Annotated in this window: 16 protein-coding genes; 8 read left to right on the forward strand and 8 right to left on the reverse strand. The window is 67.8% G+C overall.

The genetic code is table 11. From position 1 onward, the window contains the following. Nucleotide 1 precedes the first annotated feature (1 nt). The 3 genes from ACODSL_RS09760 to ACODSL_RS09770 form a co-directional block, all read right to left on the reverse strand. Nucleotides 2-871, reverse strand: a complete 870-nt coding sequence (locus ACODSL_RS09760) for a 4-(cytidine 5'-diphospho)-2-C-methyl-D-erythritol kinase (RefSeq protein WP_488900489.1) — start codon at nt 869-871, stop codon at nt 2-4. A 111-nt stretch (nt 872-982) separates the two neighbouring features. Continuing rightward, on the reverse strand, nt 983-2,725 hold the full coding sequence (locus ACODSL_RS09765; protein ID WP_488900490.1) for a tetratricopeptide repeat protein: 1,743 nt from the start codon (nt 2,723-2,725) through the stop codon (nt 983-985). Nucleotides 2,726-2,783: 58 nt separating this feature from the next. Beyond that, entirely contained in the window at nt 2,784-4,457 is a 1,674-nt protein-coding gene (locus ACODSL_RS09770; protein ID WP_488900491.1) for an electron transfer flavoprotein-ubiquinone oxidoreductase, read from the reverse strand. Nucleotides 4,458-4,599: 142 nt separating this feature from the next. Between ACODSL_RS09770 and ACODSL_RS09775 the strand changes: the two genes are divergently transcribed. Continuing rightward, nucleotides 4,600-5,412 carry a uracil-DNA glycosylase gene (locus tag ACODSL_RS09775; RefSeq protein ID WP_488900492.1) on the forward strand — a complete coding sequence of 271 codons (813 nt, stop codon included), beginning with the start codon at nt 4,600-4,602 and terminating at the stop codon, nt 5,410-5,412. 52 nt (nt 5,413-5,464) lie between these two features. Here the strand turns inward: ACODSL_RS09775 and ACODSL_RS09780 are convergent, their stop codons facing one another. The 3 genes from ACODSL_RS09780 to ACODSL_RS09790 are packed head-to-tail and all read right to left on the reverse strand — an operon-like array spanning nt 5,465 to nt 8,270. Continuing rightward, a complete protein-coding gene (locus ACODSL_RS09780; protein ID WP_488900493.1) occupies nt 5,465-6,565 on the reverse strand; it encodes an NADH:flavin oxidoreductase in 1,101 nt (366 codons plus the stop codon). Between the two features lie 5 nt (nt 6,566-6,570). Beyond that, nucleotides 6,571-7,332: an ABC transporter permease gene (locus ACODSL_RS09785; protein ID WP_488900822.1), complete on the reverse strand. Its 762-nt coding sequence runs from the start codon at nt 7,330-7,332 to the stop codon at nt 6,571-6,573. Beyond that, a complete protein-coding gene (locus tag ACODSL_RS09790; protein WP_488900823.1) occupies nt 7,332-8,270 on the reverse strand; it encodes an ABC transporter ATP-binding protein in 939 nt (312 codons plus the stop codon). The genes ACODSL_RS09785 and ACODSL_RS09790 overlap by 1 nt, the downstream gene beginning before the upstream one ends. Before the next feature lie 160 nt (nt 8,271-8,430). On the opposite strand from ACODSL_RS09790, the gene ACODSL_RS09795 reads away from it, so the two are divergent. The 5 genes from ACODSL_RS09795 (at nt 8,431) to ACODSL_RS09815 (ending at nt 12,889) form a co-directional block, all read left to right on the forward strand. Further along, nucleotides 8,431-9,081, forward strand: coding sequence for a RibD family protein (locus tag ACODSL_RS09795; RefSeq protein ID WP_488900494.1), 651 nt, complete (start codon nt 8,431-8,433; stop codon nt 9,079-9,081). 1 nt (nt 9,082) lies between these two features. Continuing rightward, nucleotides 9,083-10,267 carry an iron-containing redox enzyme family protein gene (locus tag ACODSL_RS09800; RefSeq protein WP_488900495.1) on the forward strand — a complete coding sequence of 395 codons (1,185 nt, stop codon included), beginning with the start codon at nt 9,083-9,085 and terminating at the stop codon, nt 10,265-10,267. Then, on the forward strand, nt 10,267-10,539 hold the full coding sequence (locus ACODSL_RS09805; protein ID WP_488900496.1) for a Rieske (2Fe-2S) protein: 273 nt from the start codon (nt 10,267-10,269) through the stop codon (nt 10,537-10,539). The genes ACODSL_RS09800 and ACODSL_RS09805 overlap by 1 nt, the downstream gene beginning before the upstream one ends. Continuing rightward, nucleotides 10,526-11,128, forward strand: a complete 603-nt coding sequence (locus ACODSL_RS09810) for a CDP-alcohol phosphatidyltransferase family protein (protein WP_488900497.1) — start codon at nt 10,526-10,528, stop codon at nt 11,126-11,128. The genes ACODSL_RS09805 and ACODSL_RS09810 overlap by 14 nt, the downstream gene beginning before the upstream one ends. A gap of 99 nt (nt 11,129-11,227) precedes the next feature. After that, complete coding sequence (locus ACODSL_RS09815; RefSeq protein ID WP_488900498.1) at nt 11,228-12,889, forward strand: transglycosylase SLT domain-containing protein; 1,662 nt, start codon at nt 11,228-11,230, stop codon at nt 12,887-12,889. 24 nt (nt 12,890-12,913) lie between these two features. Here ACODSL_RS09815 and ACODSL_RS09820 read toward each other — a convergent pair whose 3' ends face one another. Beyond that, a complete protein-coding gene (locus ACODSL_RS09820) occupies nt 12,914-13,354 on the reverse strand; it encodes a glycosyltransferase (protein WP_488900499.1) in 441 nt (146 codons plus the stop codon). Nucleotides 13,355-13,428: 74 nt separating this feature from the next. On the opposite strand from ACODSL_RS09820, the gene ACODSL_RS09825 reads away from it, so the two are divergent. Continuing rightward, entirely contained in the window at nt 13,429-14,505 is a 1,077-nt protein-coding gene (locus tag ACODSL_RS09825) for a PA0069 family radical SAM protein (RefSeq protein WP_488900500.1), read from the forward strand. Nucleotides 14,506-14,596: 91 nt separating this feature from the next. Here ACODSL_RS09825 and ACODSL_RS09830 read toward each other — a convergent pair whose 3' ends face one another. Then, entirely contained in the window at nt 14,597-15,823 is a 1,227-nt protein-coding gene (locus tag ACODSL_RS09830; RefSeq protein WP_488900824.1) for a class I SAM-dependent RNA methyltransferase, read from the reverse strand. A gap of 194 nt (nt 15,824-16,017) precedes the next feature. Between ACODSL_RS09830 and ACODSL_RS09835 the strand changes: the two genes are divergently transcribed. After that, nucleotides 16,018-16,437 carry a glycine zipper 2TM domain-containing protein gene (locus ACODSL_RS09835; RefSeq protein ID WP_488900501.1) on the forward strand — a complete coding sequence of 140 codons (420 nt, stop codon included), beginning with the start codon at nt 16,018-16,020 and terminating at the stop codon, nt 16,435-16,437. Nucleotides 16,438-16,451: the final 14 nt, after the last annotated feature.

The following is a 16,451-nucleotide window of genomic DNA, read 5'->3' on the forward strand; positions in this document are numbered from 1 at the left end:
TTCATGAAAGCCTGCACCGCCGCACCCACCAGTCGGGGCGCATCTGCTCAAGGCGTTCGGCCAACCCCTCGGCCTGGATGTCGTCGGCGCACAGGGCGAAGCAGGTCGCGCCCGAACCGCTCATGCGGGCCAGCAGCGTCTCCGGCTCGCCGCGCAGGGTCTCCAGCACCTGGCCTATGGCCGGCTCGAGGCTGACCGCCGGGGCTTCCAGATCATTGCGGCACCAGGCCATGAAGGCGGCCGTTTCCTCGGCGCTCTCGAAGGCCGGCGGCAGGGACGGCGCGCCGGCGTCGCCCATGAAGCCCGCCGCGTCGAAGGCGCGATAGACGCCCGCCGTCGAGGACGGGACGCCCGGATTGACCAGCACCGCGTTGAGCTCCGGCAGACCCGGCGGCGGCGCGAGGCGGTCGCCGCGGCCGGACGTCATCGCCGCCCTGCCCCAAAGGCAGACCGGCCCGTCAGCGCCCAGTCGGCCCGCAATGGCGGTCAGCATCTCGTCCTGCACCGGCAGTTCGAGCGCCGACCGCAGCAGCCGCAGCGTGGCCCCGGCGTCCGCCGAACCGCCGCCGAGACCCGCGGCCACCGGCAACTGCTTGTCGAGAATCAGCCGGAAAGGCGGCTGGGGGCCCTTGATGTGCTCGAACAGCGCGCGCGCCGCCTGGACCACGAGATTGGCAGGACCGTCCTCAATCAGTCCTGCAAACGGTCCGGTGACCTCGAACGCGGGCGCCTCGGCGGGCTGGATTGACAGGGTGTCGCCGACGTCCGCGAAGACCATCAGGCTGGACAGCGGGTGGTAGCCGTCCGAACCGACCTGCCCGACATGCAGGAACAGGTTCACCTTGGCCGGCGCGAAGGCTGACAGGGCCACAAAATTCTCCGCTCATCCCCGCGAAGGCGGGGACCCAGATGTTTTAACGATCAACGCCGCCGTCGTTCCAGAAAAAAGCCTGGGTCCCCGCCTTCGCGGGGATGAGCGGATCTAGGGGTTCGCCGCCGTCACCGGCGCCGCGGCCGGCGCGGCGGGGCCCAGTCCGGACTTCAGCTTGGCCTCGGCTTCCGCCTTGATCTTCGCGGGAGGGTCCAGAGCGAGGGCCCGTTTCCACTGGAATTCCGCCTCAAGCCGGCGGCCAACACGCCAGTAGGCGTCGCCCAGGTGGTTGTTGATCTCCGCGTCGGCCGGCTCCAGCAGCACGGCCGCTTCCAGCTGCTCCACGGCGTTGCGGTAGTCACCCAGGCGGTAATAGGCCCATCCGAGTGAGTCCACGATCGGGCCCGACCGGGGATTCGCCGCGACCGCGCGTTTCACCATGTCGAGCGCCTCGGCCAGGTTTTCACCACGGTCGATCCAGCTGTAGCCGAGAAAGTTCAGCAGTTCCGGTTCGTTCGGCTGGCTCGCCAGGGCGACCTTCAGGTCGCGCTCGGCCTCCGGCCAGCGGTCGGTCAACTGCAGGGCCACGCCGCGCATGTAGAGCAGCCGCCAGTCCGGATTGGCGCCGGCCCTCGCGATGACCTCGCTGATGACTTTGACCGCCTCGGCATTCCTGTCATTGGCGCGCAGCAGGTCCGCGTAGGTGACCGCCGCCTCGTCATCGCCGGGCGCGGCGTCATAGCCTTCCTTCGCCAGCTTGAGCGCCATCTCGCCCTGTTTCGACTGCTGATAGGTCCAGGCCAGTTTGGCGCGCGCGACGCTGTACTGGGGGGAGGTCGCCTTGACGTCGGCATAGGCGGTGCGGGCGCCTTCGACATCCTTGGTGGCGGCCATGCCGTCTCCCATCAGGACGCGCGCCTCATCGCGGCTGGGATCCAGATAGAGCGCCATGCGGAAGTAGGCGACGGCCATTTCGTACTGACGATCGCTGAGCATCTGGGCGGCCTGGGCGACCATGCCTCGCGCAGCGCCCTGACGAAGCGTCGGCAACGGCGGCGCGCCCTTCCGGGTCGCGGCGCGCGCCCGGGCTGCCTGAAGCGTCAGATCCTTCGGAGCCGTCGCCAGAATCCGGTCGTACAGCGCAACAGCGTCGGCCCAACGCCCCCGGCGTTCGAGGAAGGCGCCGTAGTCAGGGGCGAAAAGGGCCTCGGCGCCATTGATGCCGACCAGCGCCATGTAGTCGGTTTCGGCCTCATCATAACGCTTGGCCCGTTCGAACAGCTGGGCCTGACCCAGCTGACCGAAGACCTCGACCAGACGATCGCCGCGCAGCTCCGGCCGGGCCAGGGCCGCGACCTTGTCGCCGGCGACGGCGGCGGCGAACGGCGCCAGCAGAGCCGCGGCCGGACGGTGCGGCACGTTGACCGCGCCGCTGGCGAGCACCTCGACAGCCGTATTGCCGTCGCCCTCGCCGATGCCGGCGACGACCTTGCTCAAGGCGCCGAGACGCAGAATGACAGGGCGCGTGCCTTCCTCCGCCGGCGACAGCTGGGCCGCGCGAGGAATTTCGCCGGCCATCAGGGCGGCGATAAAGGCCTGTTCGCGGAAGTAGGTGGCATCCAGGCCTGTCTGTCCGGCCTGGGCGAAGTACTGCGACGCGACCACGGCGTCATCGTCGTTCATCGCCGCCTGGCCCGCGAGATAAAGGCCATAGGCCGACCCCGGTCGAGCGTCGCTGAACGCGACATCCTGGGCCGGCCTCAGACCGGCGGACGACGCCGGGGCGCCTGTTGTGGCGCAGGCGGCCAGCAGGACAAGCGGAACGATTGCGGGCAGGACGAGGCGTGCTTTCATGCGCCTCACCTTGCCGCAAACTGCGGCGCCCGCAAGGCGCCTCGCTCGTCGCGCGTGACTACATGTTCGGATAGTTCGGGCCGCCGCCGCCTTCCGGGGTCGTCCAGACGATGTTCTGCGACGGATCCTTGATGTCGCAGGTTTTGCAGTGGACGCAGTTCTGGGCGTTGATCTGGAACTTCGGATTGTTCCCCGCCTCGTCGTACAGCACCTCATAGACCCCCGCCGGGCAGTAGAGCCGGGCCGGTTCGCCATAGAGCGGCAGGTTGACGTTGATCGGCACGGAGGGGTCCCGGAGCGTCAGGTGCGCAGGCTGGTCTTCCTCGTGGTTTGTCGCCGACAGGAACACCGAGCTCAGCTTGTCGAAGCTGATCACGCCGTCGGGCTTGGGATACTTGAGCTGCGGATAGTCCTTGGCGAGCCCCGTGGAGGCGGCGTCGGTCTTGCCGTGCTTCAGCGTGCCGAAGAACGAGAAGCCGCCCGTCAGGTGGTTGACCCACATGTCGAACATGCCGACCGCCCCGCCGAGGAACGTCCCGAGCTTGCTGAGCAGCGGCTTGGCGTTGCGGACGATTTTCAGCTCTTTCGCCACCCAGCTCTTCTCGAAGGCCTCGGTGTAGCTGGTCAGCTCATCGCCTTCGCGGCCGGCTTGCAGGGCCTTGAAGGCCTCCTCAGCGGCCAGCATGCCGGTCTTCATGGCGTTGTGGCTGCCCTTGATGCGCGGCACGTTCACGAAACCGGCGGAGCAGCCGATCAGCACGCCGCCCGGGAAGGTCAGTTTCGGGATCGATTGCCAGCCGCCCTCGGTAATGGCGCGCGCGCCGTAGGCGATGCGCTTGCCGCCTTCGAGGTAGGGCTTCACCGACGGATGATGCTTGAACTGCTGGAACTCGTCGAACGGCGACAGCCAAGGGTTCTTGTAGTTCAGGTGCACCACGTACCCGATGGTCACGTAGTTGTCCCCGAAGTGGTACATGAAGCTGCCGCCACCGGTGTTGTTGTCCAGCGGCCAGCCGGTCGTGTGCTGCGCCAGGCCCGGCCGGAAGTTGGCGTCCGGCACCTGCCAGAGCTCCTTGATGCCGATACCGAACTTCTGCGGCTGCTTGCCGGCGCGCAGGTCGAACTTCGCTTCCAGCTGCTTGGCCAGCGAGCCGCGCACGCCTTCGCCGATGAACACATACTTGCCGTGCAGCTCCATGCCCGGCTCGTAGCTGTCCTTGTGGTGGCCGTCCTTGGCGATGCCGACGACGCCGACGATGACACCCTTCACCGAGCCGTCCTCGCGGAACACCAGGTCCGAGGCCGCGAAGCCGGGATAGATCTCGACGCCGAGCGCTTCGGCCTGTCCGCCCAGCCAGCGGCAGACGTTGGCCAGCGAACCGATGTAGCAGCCCTCGTTGTGCATGAACGGCGGCAGCGCGAACATCGGCAGGCTGAGCTCGCCCTGCGGACCGAGGATCAGAAACTTGTCGTGGGTGACCGGCGTCTCTAGCGGCGCGCCCAGCGCCTTCCAGTCGGGAAACAGTTCGGCCAGAGCCTTGGGGTCCAGCACCGCGCCGGAGAGGATGTGCGCGCCGACCTCGGAGCCCTTTTCCAGCACCGCGACCGAAACCTCGGTTCCTGCGGCCTCCGCCAGCTGCTTGAGCCGGATGGCCGCCGAAAGACCGGCGGGACCACCGCCGACGATGACGACATCGTACTCCATGGACTCGCGTTCGACGGCTTCGGTCATGGTCTGGTTCCCCTCGCGTATCAGTGCCTTATTCGAAGGCGACGCAGGGGCGGTCAAGCGGGAAAGGCGTCCAGGTCCCCAATCGTCCCTCATCGGACAGTCGAGACTCGCCCTGCGCCCCGTCGCGGGGTTAGATCAACCCGTGAGCAGTCCCCACACCAGAGCCGTGGAAAGCGCCCTCGCCTTCTGGGCCGAGGCCGGCGTGGATACCTGCTATGCGGACGAGCCTGTCGACCGGCTGGCCGAGGGCGCGGCGCGGCTGAAGGCGAAGGCGACGCCGCCTCGCCCGATCCAGTCCGCGACCCCGGCGGGAGGTCCAAAGCCCGCCGTGGATGTCAGCGCCGCGGTCGCCGAAGCCCGGGCCCGCGCGGCGGAAGCCGACACGCTCGACGCCCTGGCCGCCGCCATCGCCGCCATTGACGGATGCGGCCTGAAATTCGAGGGGGCGAAACAGGCGGTCTTCTCGCGCGGCAACCCCGAGGGGCCGGTGATGGTGATCGGCGAAGGTCCGGGCGGTGAAGAGGACGCGCGTGGCGAGCCCTTCGTGGGCAAGGCCGGCCAACTGCTCGACCGGATGCTGCAGGCTGCCGGCCTCGAGGGTCGGGTGTTCATCACCAACACGGTCTTCTGGCGTCCGCCGGGCAACCGGACTCCGACGCTCGCCGAACAGGCCGTCTGTGCGCCGTTCCTGTACCGGGCGATCCAGCTGGTGCAGCCCAGGATGCTGCTGCTGGCCGGCGGGGCGTCGGCCAAGTCGGTGCTCAAACGGGACGAGGGTATCCTGTCGCTGCACGGTCGATGGTTCGAATGGCATGGTGAGGACGGAACGGTGCTGCCGGCTCTGCCGACCCTGCATCCCGCCTTCCTGCTGCGCCAGCCGGCGGCGAAGAAGAAGGCCTGGGCGGATATGCTGACGCTTACCGAGCGGCTCGATCGGCCCGGGCGGCCGGAATAGCGGCTCTACGCCATCCTGGGACCCGACCGACCAAGGCTCCGGTCGACAGCATTCACGCCGGAACGGACTCGTCCTCGGCCACGAACCCCTTCCAGGCGCTCATGTAGGTGATGAACTTCCCGCTCAGGCCCTCGGCCGCGAGATGGGCGCGCGTGACCGGCAGCGCGATCGGCGTGAAGCCGGGGACGGCGGCGGCCAGCTTCGGCCAGTCATGGTGCAGGATGGCGCCACGGCCGATCAGGACGAAGTCGCACCCCTCTTCGAGGCACCATTCGGCGTCCGCGTTCGACATGACCTTGCCGGCGACGCCCAGGCGCACCGCGCCGCGATCGAGGCCGGTGAAGACGCTGATCAGGCTCTGGCCCGCGAAGGCCTCGTCCATCGGCTTTTTCCGCACGTCCCAAAGCGACATGTCGAGATAGTCGATCAGGCCTTCGGTCATCAGCCGCTGGGCCAGATCGCGGCACTCGGCCAGCACGATGCCGAACCGCTCCGGCGACAGGCGCAGGCCGACCTGGAAGTCATCGCCGCATTGCGCGCGGATGGCCATGAGGATCTCGACGACCAACCGGGCGCGGTTTTCAGGGCTGCCGCCCCACTTGTCGGTGCGCTGGTTGACCTCGGGCGAGAGGAACTGGCTGAGCACATAGCCATGGGCGCCGTGCACCTCGACGCCGTCGAAACCGGCCTTCTTTGCCCTGACGGCAGCCGCGATAAAGTCATCGCGCAGCTGCTCGACCTCGGCGCCGGTAAGGGCGCGGGCCTTGAATTCGTCGTTGTCCGACGGACAGACCGGCGCCTCGCCGATCAGGTCGGCCGGCGAGCGCATGCCTGCATGGTGGATCTGGACTACGGCCAGGCTGTCGTTTGCCTTGATCGCCGCGGCCAGACGCGTCAGGCCCTCGAGATGGTCATCGGACCAGATGCCGAGCTGGCCGGGGAAGCCCTGGCCAATACGCTGGACGTGGGCCGCGCAGGTCATGGTCAGGCCGAAGCCGCCCTCGGCCCGCATGGTCAGCCACTTGAATTCCTCATCCGACAGCCGGCCGTCGGCGTGGCTCTGGGTGTTGGTCAGCGGCGCCAGCATCAGGCGGTTCTTCATCGCCGGGCCATGGGCGAAGGTCAGCGGGGCGAACAGGTCAGCGGACGACATGCGGGTCAGGCTTTCATCTTGTAGCCGGTGCGGAAGAACCAGCGGATGGCGATGAGACAGGCGATCATGAAGCCGGCCGTGGCGGCGACGCTGATGCCGATGTTGACGTCGGCCTTGCCGTAGAAGGCCCAGCGGAAGCCGCTGATCAGATAGACCACCGGGTTGAACAGGGTCACCGTCTGCCAGAACGGCGGCAGCATGCTGATCGAATAGAAGCTGCCGCCCAGGAATGTCAGCGGCGTGACGATCAGGGTCGGCACGATCTGCAGCTTCTGGAAGTCGTCGGCCCACAGACCGATGATGAAACCGAACAGGCTGAAGGTGACGGCGGTGAGCACGAGGAAGGCCAGCATCCAGACGGGATGGACAATCTCGAACGGCACGAACAGCCGCGCCGTGACCAGGATCAAAAGCCCGAGCAGCACCGACTTGGTCGCCGCGGCCCCGACATAGCCCATCACGGTCTCGATCCAGCTGACCGGCGAGGACAAGAGCTCGTAGATCGTCCCCGACCACTTGGGCATATAGATGCCGAAGCTGGCGTTGGAGATGCTCTCGGTCAGGATCGACAGCATGATCAGCCCGGGCACGATGAAGGCGCCATAGCTGACCCCGTCGATGGTGGTCATGCGCGAGCCGATGGCCGAGCCGAAGACCACAAAATACAGCGAGGTCGAGATGACCGGGGCCAGGATCGACTGCATGAGGGTGCGGAACCAGCGGGCCAGCTCGAACCGGTAGATGGCCTTCACGCCATGAAGATTGATCATCCCGCCCTCACCAGGTTGACGAAGATCTCTTCCAGCGAGCTTTCCTCGGTGCGCAGATCCTTGAAGTCGATGCCTTGCTCGCCAAGCCGCCTGAGCAGATCGGCGATGCCGGTTTCCTCGGCCTGGGCGTCGAAGCTGTAGGTGAGCTGGGCGCCGTCGGCGCTGAGCTCCAGGGCCTCGTCCTCCAGGGCCTTGGGAAGGGCCTTGAGCGGCTCACGCAGCTGAAGGGTCAGCTGCTTCTTGCCCAGCTTGCGCATGAGCACGTCCTTGTCCTCGACCAGGATCAGCTCGCCCTTGTTGATCACCCCGATCCGGTCGGCCATCTCCTCGGCCTCCTCGATGTAGTGGGTCGTCAGGATGATGGTCACGCTATTGTCCCGCAGGGCCCGGACCATCTGCCACATATCCCGTCGCAGCTCGACGTCGACGCCGGCGGAGGGCTCGTCGAGGAACAGTATCTTCGGCTCGTGGCTGAGGGCCTTGGCGATCATGACCCGGCGCTTCATGCCGCCGGACAGGGTCATGATCTTGTTGTCCTTCTTGTCCCACAGGCTGAGGTCGCGAAGGATCTTCTCGATGTAGGCCGGGTCCGGGGCCTTGCCGAACAGACCGCGGCTGAACTTCACCGTGGCGATGACCGTCTCGAAGGCGTCGGTGCTCAGTTCCTGCGGGACCAGACCGATTTTGGTTCGAGCCTGGCGATAGTCGCGGACGATGTCGTGGCCGTCAGCAGTCACGGTCCCGGAGGTGGCATTGACGATGCCGCAGACCACGCCGATCAGCGTCGTCTTCCCTGCCCCGTTGGGCCCGAGCAGGGCGAAGATCTCGCCCTGTCTGATGTCGAGATCGACGCCCTTGAGCGCCTGGAAGCCGCCGGCATAGGTCTTGGTCAGACCGGCGATGGATATGATGGGTTGCACGAACGTCCCCCGGATGGTGCAGCCGAAATAGGGACCCCGGACCGCCCTGACCAGCCCCCGTCCTCTTTCTGTATGAACCAGTCCGGTTTCTGTATGAACCAGTCCGGTCCAATCGCGTTCTGCAACGCATGCAATCGTGAGATGTTGACGTCGAGAGATGACGTCAGGGGGGACCATGGTCGAAATCACCACGCTGTCTGAGCTGACGATCGACGGCAAGCTGTCGCTGGGCAAGACGGCGTCCAGCAAGGACCTGTTCCTCTACTCCAGCGATGAGCTGAAGGCCTGGTTCCACGGTCAGCGCGCGGCCAATGACGCCATCATGGTCGGGGCCAATACGGTGCGGGTGGATGATCCCGAGCTCACCGTTCGCCACGTACGGGGCCGAAACCCGCTCAGGGTGATCCCCTCCTCCGACGGCCACCTCCCCGCAGACTGCACCCTGATGAACGACGGCGTGCCGACGCTGGTCGCGGTGTCCAGGCGCGCCACGCCGGAAGCGATCGCGGCGCTGGAGTCGCGGGATCACGTCGACGTCGTGGTCTGCGGCGACGACCAGGTCGATCTGGAAGCGTTGATGGATTTGCTGGACGATCGCGGCGTCCGCACGATGATCGCCGAGGGCGGCAGCGAGTTGCTGTCCAGCCTGTTCAAGGCCGACCTCGTCTCGCGCATCATCATCAAGCACATCCCGGTCATCGCCGGAGCTCCCGACGCTCCGACCTACCTCAACGGCACGTCCATGAATCTGTCGCGCTGGCGCCTCGAGGACCTGTTCATCAAGGGCGGCATCGGGGTGTCGGTCTACCGGCCCGCGGACGCCTGAGATGATCGCGGCGGGGGCGCTGAACGAGCTGGGCGTGCTGCTGGCGCGGGCGGCGGGGTCAAATCCAGCGCCGGCCTACGACGGCGGCATTGATCCCCTGTCCGCGGACGCCGACGAAGCCCTGATCCTGCACGTGAAGCATCAGGCGCTGCTGCGGGCGTACCAGGCGCGCTACGTCCTGTTGCCGGACGCCGCGTCGGGCGGGTCGGTGCTGGAGCATCTGACGACCCACTACGGCGAAGAGCGAATGCACGCCCTGACCGCCGTAAGGGACGCGCTGGAAGACGAGTTGATCGTCCCGCTTCAGGCCGGCGTATCAACCGGCGACGGCGACGTCCTCGCCTATGTGGACCGGCTCCTGCCCGAATTGCGCGCGGTTGGGTCGGACGCCTTTCTCGATGCCTTGGCCGGCGTCGCCCACCGCGAGGACCACTACCGGAACTTCCTCGTACAATCGTCGGCGGACCTGCTGGCGGAGGCATCGGCTTCGGCGCTGGGCGTGATCGGCGAATTCGGCGCGCCCCAGTCGGCCCTCTTCCGCATCCTGATCGACGAGTTCGGCTATGGCGCGCACGGTCACAAGCACAGCGTGCTCTACCGCGCGACGATGCGCTCGTTCGGCCTCGACGACCGCTACAACGGCTACTGGCGGCTGTTCGACACGAACACGCTGGTCCTGCACAACGCCATCCACTGGCTGTTCCAGAACCCGCGCAACATTTTCCGGCAGGTGGGCTTCCTGCTGTTCGCCGAGACCGCCTATCAGCGCTCGACGCTGTTCCACGCGCGCTACCTCGGCCGCTTTCATCCCCAGGCGGTCGCCCGCTACTTCGCCGAGCACGCGCACATCGACCTGCATCACACCCGGATGGTCCTCGACGAGGTGATCGCGCCATTCGTCGACCGGTTCGGTCCGGAGATCGGCGGGGAGATCATTGCCGGAGCCGAGCTGACGCGGGCGGTGTTCGCGCGCAACGGCGCCGGTCAGCTGGCGCTGCTATCGGCGTTCGAGGCCGCGCAGACGGCGATCTATGGCCTGCGACCGCATGACGGCCCCCTGGTCACGCCGAAGACGCCGCTGGAACCGTCTGCCAGGATCCAGGTCGGCGCGATCGGCGCGGTGACGGCGGCCGACTTCAGCCGCTTCCCTGCCGGGGCGACCGGCCGGCTGACGGAAGCGGTCTGATGCCCCACTCGGTCTGGATCGGCAGCGACCTGCCGCCCATCCGGCGTGACGGCGAAGACTACTTCGTCCTGAGCGTCGACGATCAGCTCTACCTTGTTCGCAACGCCTGCCCGCATCGTGGCGGACCGCTGAAGTTCGGCCATGTCGACGATCAGGGACGTGTCGTCTGCCCGATGCACCACAATGCGTTCACGGTCGAAAGCTTGCTCGCCCGCCCATCAACGGTGAAGCTGGTGGAAAGTCCTGCTGGAGGCGCCGATGGCGACGCATAGCTTTCCCGCAACCCTGGTGTTCGAGGACGGCGAACTGAAGTGGGCCAACCTGGTCACGCTCAGCCGGGCGCTCCTCATCGCGCCGATCATCGCCCTGCTGCTGGCGGGCCTGCAGACCCCGGCGCTGGCGCTTTATGTGCTGGCCGCCCTTACTGACGCCTTCGACGGCTGGATCGCCCGCAGCACCGGCCGCGCCTCGCGATATGGCGCGCAGCTGGACGCGGCGGTCGACAACATCTTCTCGATCGGGATCCTCGTGTTCCTCATCCTGGCCTGGCCGGATCTGATGCGACGCCAGGCCGTGGCGGCGGTCATCCTGTTCGGCGGCCCCCTGCTCTATCTGGTCGTCTCCTGGGCGATGCGCCGACGTTTGATGATGTTCCACTTCTGGTCGGCCAAGGTCGGCGCCTTCCTGTTGTTCTGTCTGTGGCCGCTGATCGCCTTCTCGGGCGCCGAAAGCTTGATCACCATCGTCGCGGTGGTCGTGGGCTTCAGCCGCATCGAACAGGTCATCTTCATGCTGCGCGGAGGCGAGGACCTGAACGCGCCGCATGGGTTTGGCCCCGTGCCCTCCGCCGGACCCGCCTGACGCGCGAACGGGCTTCCTTTGCGGCGCCCGCGCCGGTAGGTTGCCGGCTCCATCGGGAAGGGGCCGCGTCGCCCGGATCGGACAGACGCGGTGAACAGCATGACGACCTCGCGGCGCGCGCTGATCATGGCTCTGCCCATGGCGGCAGCAACTCTTTTGACCGCCAGGACCGCCTTCGCGGCCGGTCCCCAGGTGTTGTCGCCAATGGACGAGCGCGCCTATCGCGAAGCTTTCGCGGCGACCCAGCGCGGTGATTTCGAGGATGCCGACGCGGCCATGGCCCGCGTCAAGGACAAGGCGCTGGCGGGCCATCTGGCCTTCCAGAAGCTGATGCACCCGACCGCATGGTCGGCGACCTTCGAAGAACTGACCGGCTGGCTGAAGACCTATGGCGACCTGCCCGGCGCCGAGCGGGTCTACGCCCTTGCACTGAAGCGCAAGCCATCTGGCGTGGCCGATCCGAAGCCGCCCGCATTCATGGAAGTGTCCCGTATCTGGGGCCGCGTCGAGACGGCGTCAGGTCTGGCCGGCGGCCCCGCCAGTCCCGACCGCGGCCGCGCCGCCCGCGAAGCGTACTATTCCGGCGACGCCACCCGGGCGCTTACGCTGGCGCCGGCCGCGGGCGAGCGCTGGATCGCCGGGCTCGCGGCCTGGCGTCTGGCGCGCTACGACGAGGCGCGCAACTGGTTCCGCACGGTAGCGCTGGACGAGGACCAGGACGACTGGCTCCGCGCCGGCGGCGCCTTCTGGGCCTCCCGCTCCGCCGCGAAACTCGGCGACGCCGGGCAGTCGGTCGAATTTCTCCATCTGGCGGCCAGGGCCCCCCACACCTTCTACGGAATGGTCGCGGCGCGCAGCCTTGAACTCAGCGGCCAGCGAGCCGACGCCGGCGTTCGGGACAGGAAGGCGCTGGCGCAGGCCGTGGGCGAGTTCGGTCTGAGCCGCGCCGCAATCGCGCGAACGCCCGAGCCAGAGCCCCAGTCCCTGTACAGCTTCGTCAAGACCACGCCGCGCGCCAGGCGGGCCACCGCCCTGATGCAGATCGGCCGCGCCACCGACGCCGGGCTGGAACTGCGCGCCGGCCTTACCCTGGCGAAGACGGCGGATGAGCGGCGGCAGTGGCAGGCGCTGACCCTTGCCCTGAACGCCCCGATCACCACGGCAGCCGACTCCGCACCGATCCTGCCCCTGCGTCGACCGGCCGTGCGGCGACGGTCGCCCGAGGACTATCCGGCGCCCGACCTCTGGCCGGAGGGCGGGTTCACGCTCGACAAGGCGATGGTCTACGCCCTGGTCTGGAAGGAAAGCCGCTTCAACCCGTTCGCTGTGTCGGGGGCCGGGGCCATGGGGCTGATGCAGGTGCGCCCGGTCGCGGCCGCCCGCGCCGCCGGGGACGACAAGCTGCTGGTCAACCCGATGCCGCTGCTCGACGCCCCGACCAATCTACGGGTCGGCCAGGACTATTTCACCTGGCTGATGGAACGGGCGCTTGGCGGTGGACCCGAGGCCTACGACGTCCTGCGCGCCGTGGCGGCCTACAACGCGGGCGCCGGCACAGTGCTGAATACGCTGAAGAAGGTCGGCCCGGGGGCAGACAGTCTGCTCGTCATGGAAAGTCTCCCGGCGCTTGAGACCCGCGACTACGTCGAGAAGGTCATGGTCGCCTACTGGACCTACAAGCGCCGCTTCGGCGGCGAGACCCGCACGCTCGATGCCGTCGCGCGCGGCGAGCCGATCATCGACATCCGGCTGGACCGGTAGCCCTTCCCCAAAACGCCGCGGAGGCTATTGGGGGCCAATGGCATACGCCCGGCTGTCCAGCCGTCGGACCTTGCCCAGCGGCTTTCCGAAACGATCCTTCCGGATCAGCAGCGCGCGCCGATCGCCAAGCCTCAGCGGCCACCATAGGGCGGACCGGAAGCGGGCCCCTCGCCCGCCGGACGTCTGAAGATGCGTCGCCGCCTCTGCGTCCCAGCCGGTTTCCAGCCGCAGGTCCGCAGGCAGCAGCAGCAGCCAGTCGCTCTTCGCCGCCCCGACAGCCGCCTGCAGACTGTCCGCGCGCTTGACCCCGGCGTCGTCGGCGATCTCAAGCGTCGCGTCGGTCGACCCGCCATCGACCACGATCACCTCGGTGACGATGGCATCCACCGCCGCCGGCACCAGCGCGCCGAGGCAGGCAGGCAGGGTCGCCGCGTTGTTCAGGGTCGGGATGATGACGGAGATCATAAGGCTATGGAGCCCGCCCGCGCCCGGCGGTCAATAGTTCTTGTTTTGTTCCCATCGTCGACACACAATGCCCCATGGCTCCGTCCAAACCTCTGGTGAAAGGCCGTGGCGCGCGCAGCAACGCCACCAGCCGGTTTGTCGCGGCGCAACGCGAGGATTTCGACGACGGCTGGACCCTCGACGACCCCCAGCCGGCGCAGCTCCAGACCGTGGTTCTGCCCGACAAGGCCAGGACGATCATCACCCGGAACACCAGTCCGGACATCCATTTTGACCGGTCGATCAACCCTTACCGGGGCTGCGAGCACGGCTGCATCTATTGCTTCGCGCGACCGGCCCACGCCTTCCTCGGCCTGTCGCCCGGGCTGGATTTCGAGTCACGCCTGTTTTTCAAGCCCGAGGCCGCGCAACTGTTGGCGGCGGAACTGTCGCGCAAGGCCTACGCACCGAGGTCGATTCAGATCGGCGCGGACACCGACCCCTATCAGCCCCTGGAGCGCAAGCTGCGGGTCACCCGGCAGGTGCTCGAAGTTCTGCGGCAGTTCAATCACCCGCTGACGATCATCACGAAGTCAAACCTGATCACCCGTGACGCCGACATCCTGGGCGAGATGGGCAAGGCGGGGCTGGCGCGGGCGGCTATCTCGATCACCACCCTGGACCGCAAAATGGCCCGAAGCATGGAGCCCCGCGCCGCGACGCCGCAACGGCGGCTGGACGCGGTGCGGCAGCTGACGGCGGCGGGCTGTCCGGTGATGGTGATGTTCGCGCCGGTCATTCCAGGCCTGAACGACCACGAGCTGGAAGCGGTGCTGGAGGCCTCGGCCGAGGCGGGGGCGACGGGGGCGGGCTATGTCATGATCCGGCTGCCGCTGGAGATCACCGACCTGTTCCAGGAGTGGCTCAAGACCGACCACCCCGACCGGGCGGAACGGGTCATGTCGCTGATCCGGCAGATGCGACGCGGCAAGACCTACACGTCCGAGTTCGGCGTCCGCGGCCGGGGCGAAGGCCCCCTCGCCGATCTGGTCGCCGCGCGGTTCAGGGCGGCGCGCAAGCGCTACGGCCTGGACCAGCCGCGCGAGCCGCTGGATGTGGCCGCGTTTCGCGTGTCGCCGAAGGCCGGGGATCAGATGGATTTGTTTGGGTAGGGGACATGTACCGCAGGTACGTGTCCCCCAATCGAGATTCAGCGGCGGCTGGTTTAGGGGACACGTACCTGCGGTACATGTCCCCGACTGCTCAGCGCGAAAACACCCCGACCAGTTCAACATGCGGCGACCAGAGGAACTGGTCGACTGGCAGGACGCGCTCCAGCGAGAAGCCGGCCTCGACCAGGACCCGGGCATCGCGGGCGAAGGTCACCGGGTTGCAGGAGATACCGACCACGCGGGAGACCTTGCTGCGGCCGATCTCGTGCGCCTGTTCCAGCGCGCCGGCGCGGGGCGGGTCGAAGACCACGGCGTCGACCTTGGCAAGATCGGCGGCCAGCATCGGCCGTCGGGCCAGGTCGCGGGCCTCGGCGGTGATCGGCTTGAGGCCGGCGGCGCTGGCCGTGGCCGCGCGCAGGGCGGCGATGGCCGGGGCCGCGGAATCCGCCGCCAGAACCGGAGCAATCATCGCCAGCCGGAAGGTGAAGGTCCCGACACCGCAATAGAGGTCGGCGATGCGGTGCGCGCCGGTGACGGCTTCAACAGCGAAGGCGGCCATCGCGGCCTCAGCCTGCGGCACGGCCTGCAGGAAGCTGCCGGGCGGCAGGGCCACGGTGGCGGGCCCAAGCCGGACCATCGGCTGGCGGGCCTGGTAGACCATCTCGCCGGCCAGGGTGACGCGGGCCATGTCGCCGGCCGACGCGGCCTCGGCCGCGCGCATACGGGCGTCGGCGGACAGGCCGCCGCTCTTGCGCTCAACGCCGGTGACATCGACGTCGAGGCCGGTCGCCGTCAGCGTCACATGCAGGGTCGGGGCGGACTTCGGATGCTCGAGAAACGGCCTGGCCAGGGCGCGCAGCGCCGGCAGGGCCGCGACCAGACGCGGATCGGCGATGACGCAGGTCTCGATATCGACCAGCGACCAGCTGCGGCGTTCCTTGAAGCCCAGCTTGACCCCGCCCTTGCCGCCGCGGGCGTGCAGGGCCAGCCGTCGGCGCGAGCCGGGCGGTGAGGCGAAGGTCGGCAGGATCTCGGTTTCGATATGTTCGTGGCTGAGCGCGGTGCGGACCAGATCGCCCTTCCAGGCCAGATACGGTGCGGACGCCCAGTGCTGCAGCGCGCAACCACCGCAGGTTCCAAAATGCGGACAGGGCGGCGTCACCCGATCCGGACTGGCGGTGACGATCTCGACCACCTCGACCCGCTGGCCGTCGCGATGGCCGCGTACGGTTTCGCCGCCCAGCGTCAGCGGCGCGAACAACGGGCCCGGCGCCAGGCCATCACCCTGGGCGCCTACACCTGTGACGGAAATGTCGATGAGATCGGCCAACAAACTCTCCAGCGGGAACCCGGGAGCCCCCGATACCATTGTTGCGAGGCGAGAGGGCTGCCAATCGGTCAGCCTTCATGAACGAAGATGAACGGGCTGCTCAACGGCCGTTCAGGTTGGACCCGCCATCTTCTCAACATCAACGGCGGGGAAACTCGCCTCAGAAGCGAAGGGAGCGTGTCATGCGCACCATTCTGTCCCTCACCGCCGCGATCGCGATCGCCGCCCCGGCCTTCATGGCCCCGACGTTCGCCGACGCCCAGTCGGCGCGCAGCTATGGCCGCGGCGACGTCTGCAGCTACAAGCGCCAGCAGGCCAAGAAGAAGGGCACCGTCACCGGGGCCCTGGTCGGCGGCGCCCTCGGCGCGGCTGTCGGCGCGCGCGGCAACAAGGTTGAAGGAGCCGTGCTCGGCGGCACGGTCGGCGCCATCGCCGGCAACCAGATCGCTCGCGACAATTTCCACTGCTCGAACTACCCGAAGCGCGTCAGCGCCCGCAGCGGTCAGTGCAAGTGGGTCCAGGAATATTACGGCGGTCGCTGGCATGGCTTTGAAGTCTGCCGCGGACGCAACGGCGATTGGCGACCCAGCGGCCGGGGCTAAACCCGGACGCACGG

The sequence above is a fragment of the Caulobacter sp. FG121 genome (assembly GCF_057809815.1).

What these genes read in the sequence shown, in the direction of transcription:
- ACODSL_RS09795 (WP_488900494.1), top strand. Translation starts at nt 8,431, where the DNA reads ATGGTCGAAATCACCACGCTGTCTGAGCTGACGATCGACGGCAAGCTG.
- ACODSL_RS09800 (WP_488900495.1), top strand. Translation starts at nt 9,083, where the DNA reads ATGATCGCGGCGGGGGCGCTGAACGAGCTGGGCGTGCTGCTGGCGCGG.
- ACODSL_RS09825 (WP_488900500.1), top strand. Translation starts at nt 13,429, where the DNA reads ATGGCTCCGTCCAAACCTCTGGTGAAAGGCCGTGGCGCGCGCAGCAAC.
- ACODSL_RS09815 (WP_488900498.1), top strand. Translation starts at nt 11,228, where the DNA reads ATGACGACCTCGCGGCGCGCGCTGATCATGGCTCTGCCCATGGCGGCA.
- ACODSL_RS09770 (WP_488900491.1), bottom strand. Translation starts at nt 4,457, where the DNA reads ATGACCGAAGCCGTCGAACGCGAGTCCATGGAGTACGATGTCGTCATC.
- ACODSL_RS09835 (WP_488900501.1), top strand. Translation starts at nt 16,018, where the DNA reads ATGCGCACCATTCTGTCCCTCACCGCCGCGATCGCGATCGCCGCCCCG.
- ACODSL_RS09780 (WP_488900493.1), bottom strand. Translation starts at nt 6,565, where the DNA reads ATGTCGTCCGCTGACCTGTTCGCCCCGCTGACCTTCGCCCATGGCCCG.
- ACODSL_RS09805 (WP_488900496.1), top strand. Translation starts at nt 10,267, where the DNA reads ATGCCCCACTCGGTCTGGATCGGCAGCGACCTGCCGCCCATCCGGCGT.
- ACODSL_RS09810 (WP_488900497.1), top strand. Translation starts at nt 10,526, where the DNA reads ATGGCGACGCATAGCTTTCCCGCAACCCTGGTGTTCGAGGACGGCGAA.
- ACODSL_RS09820 (WP_488900499.1), bottom strand. Translation starts at nt 13,354, where the DNA reads ATGATCTCCGTCATCATCCCGACCCTGAACAACGCGGCGACCCTGCCT.
- ACODSL_RS09765 (WP_488900490.1), bottom strand. Translation starts at nt 2,725, where the DNA reads ATGAAAGCACGCCTCGTCCTGCCCGCAATCGTTCCGCTTGTCCTGCTG.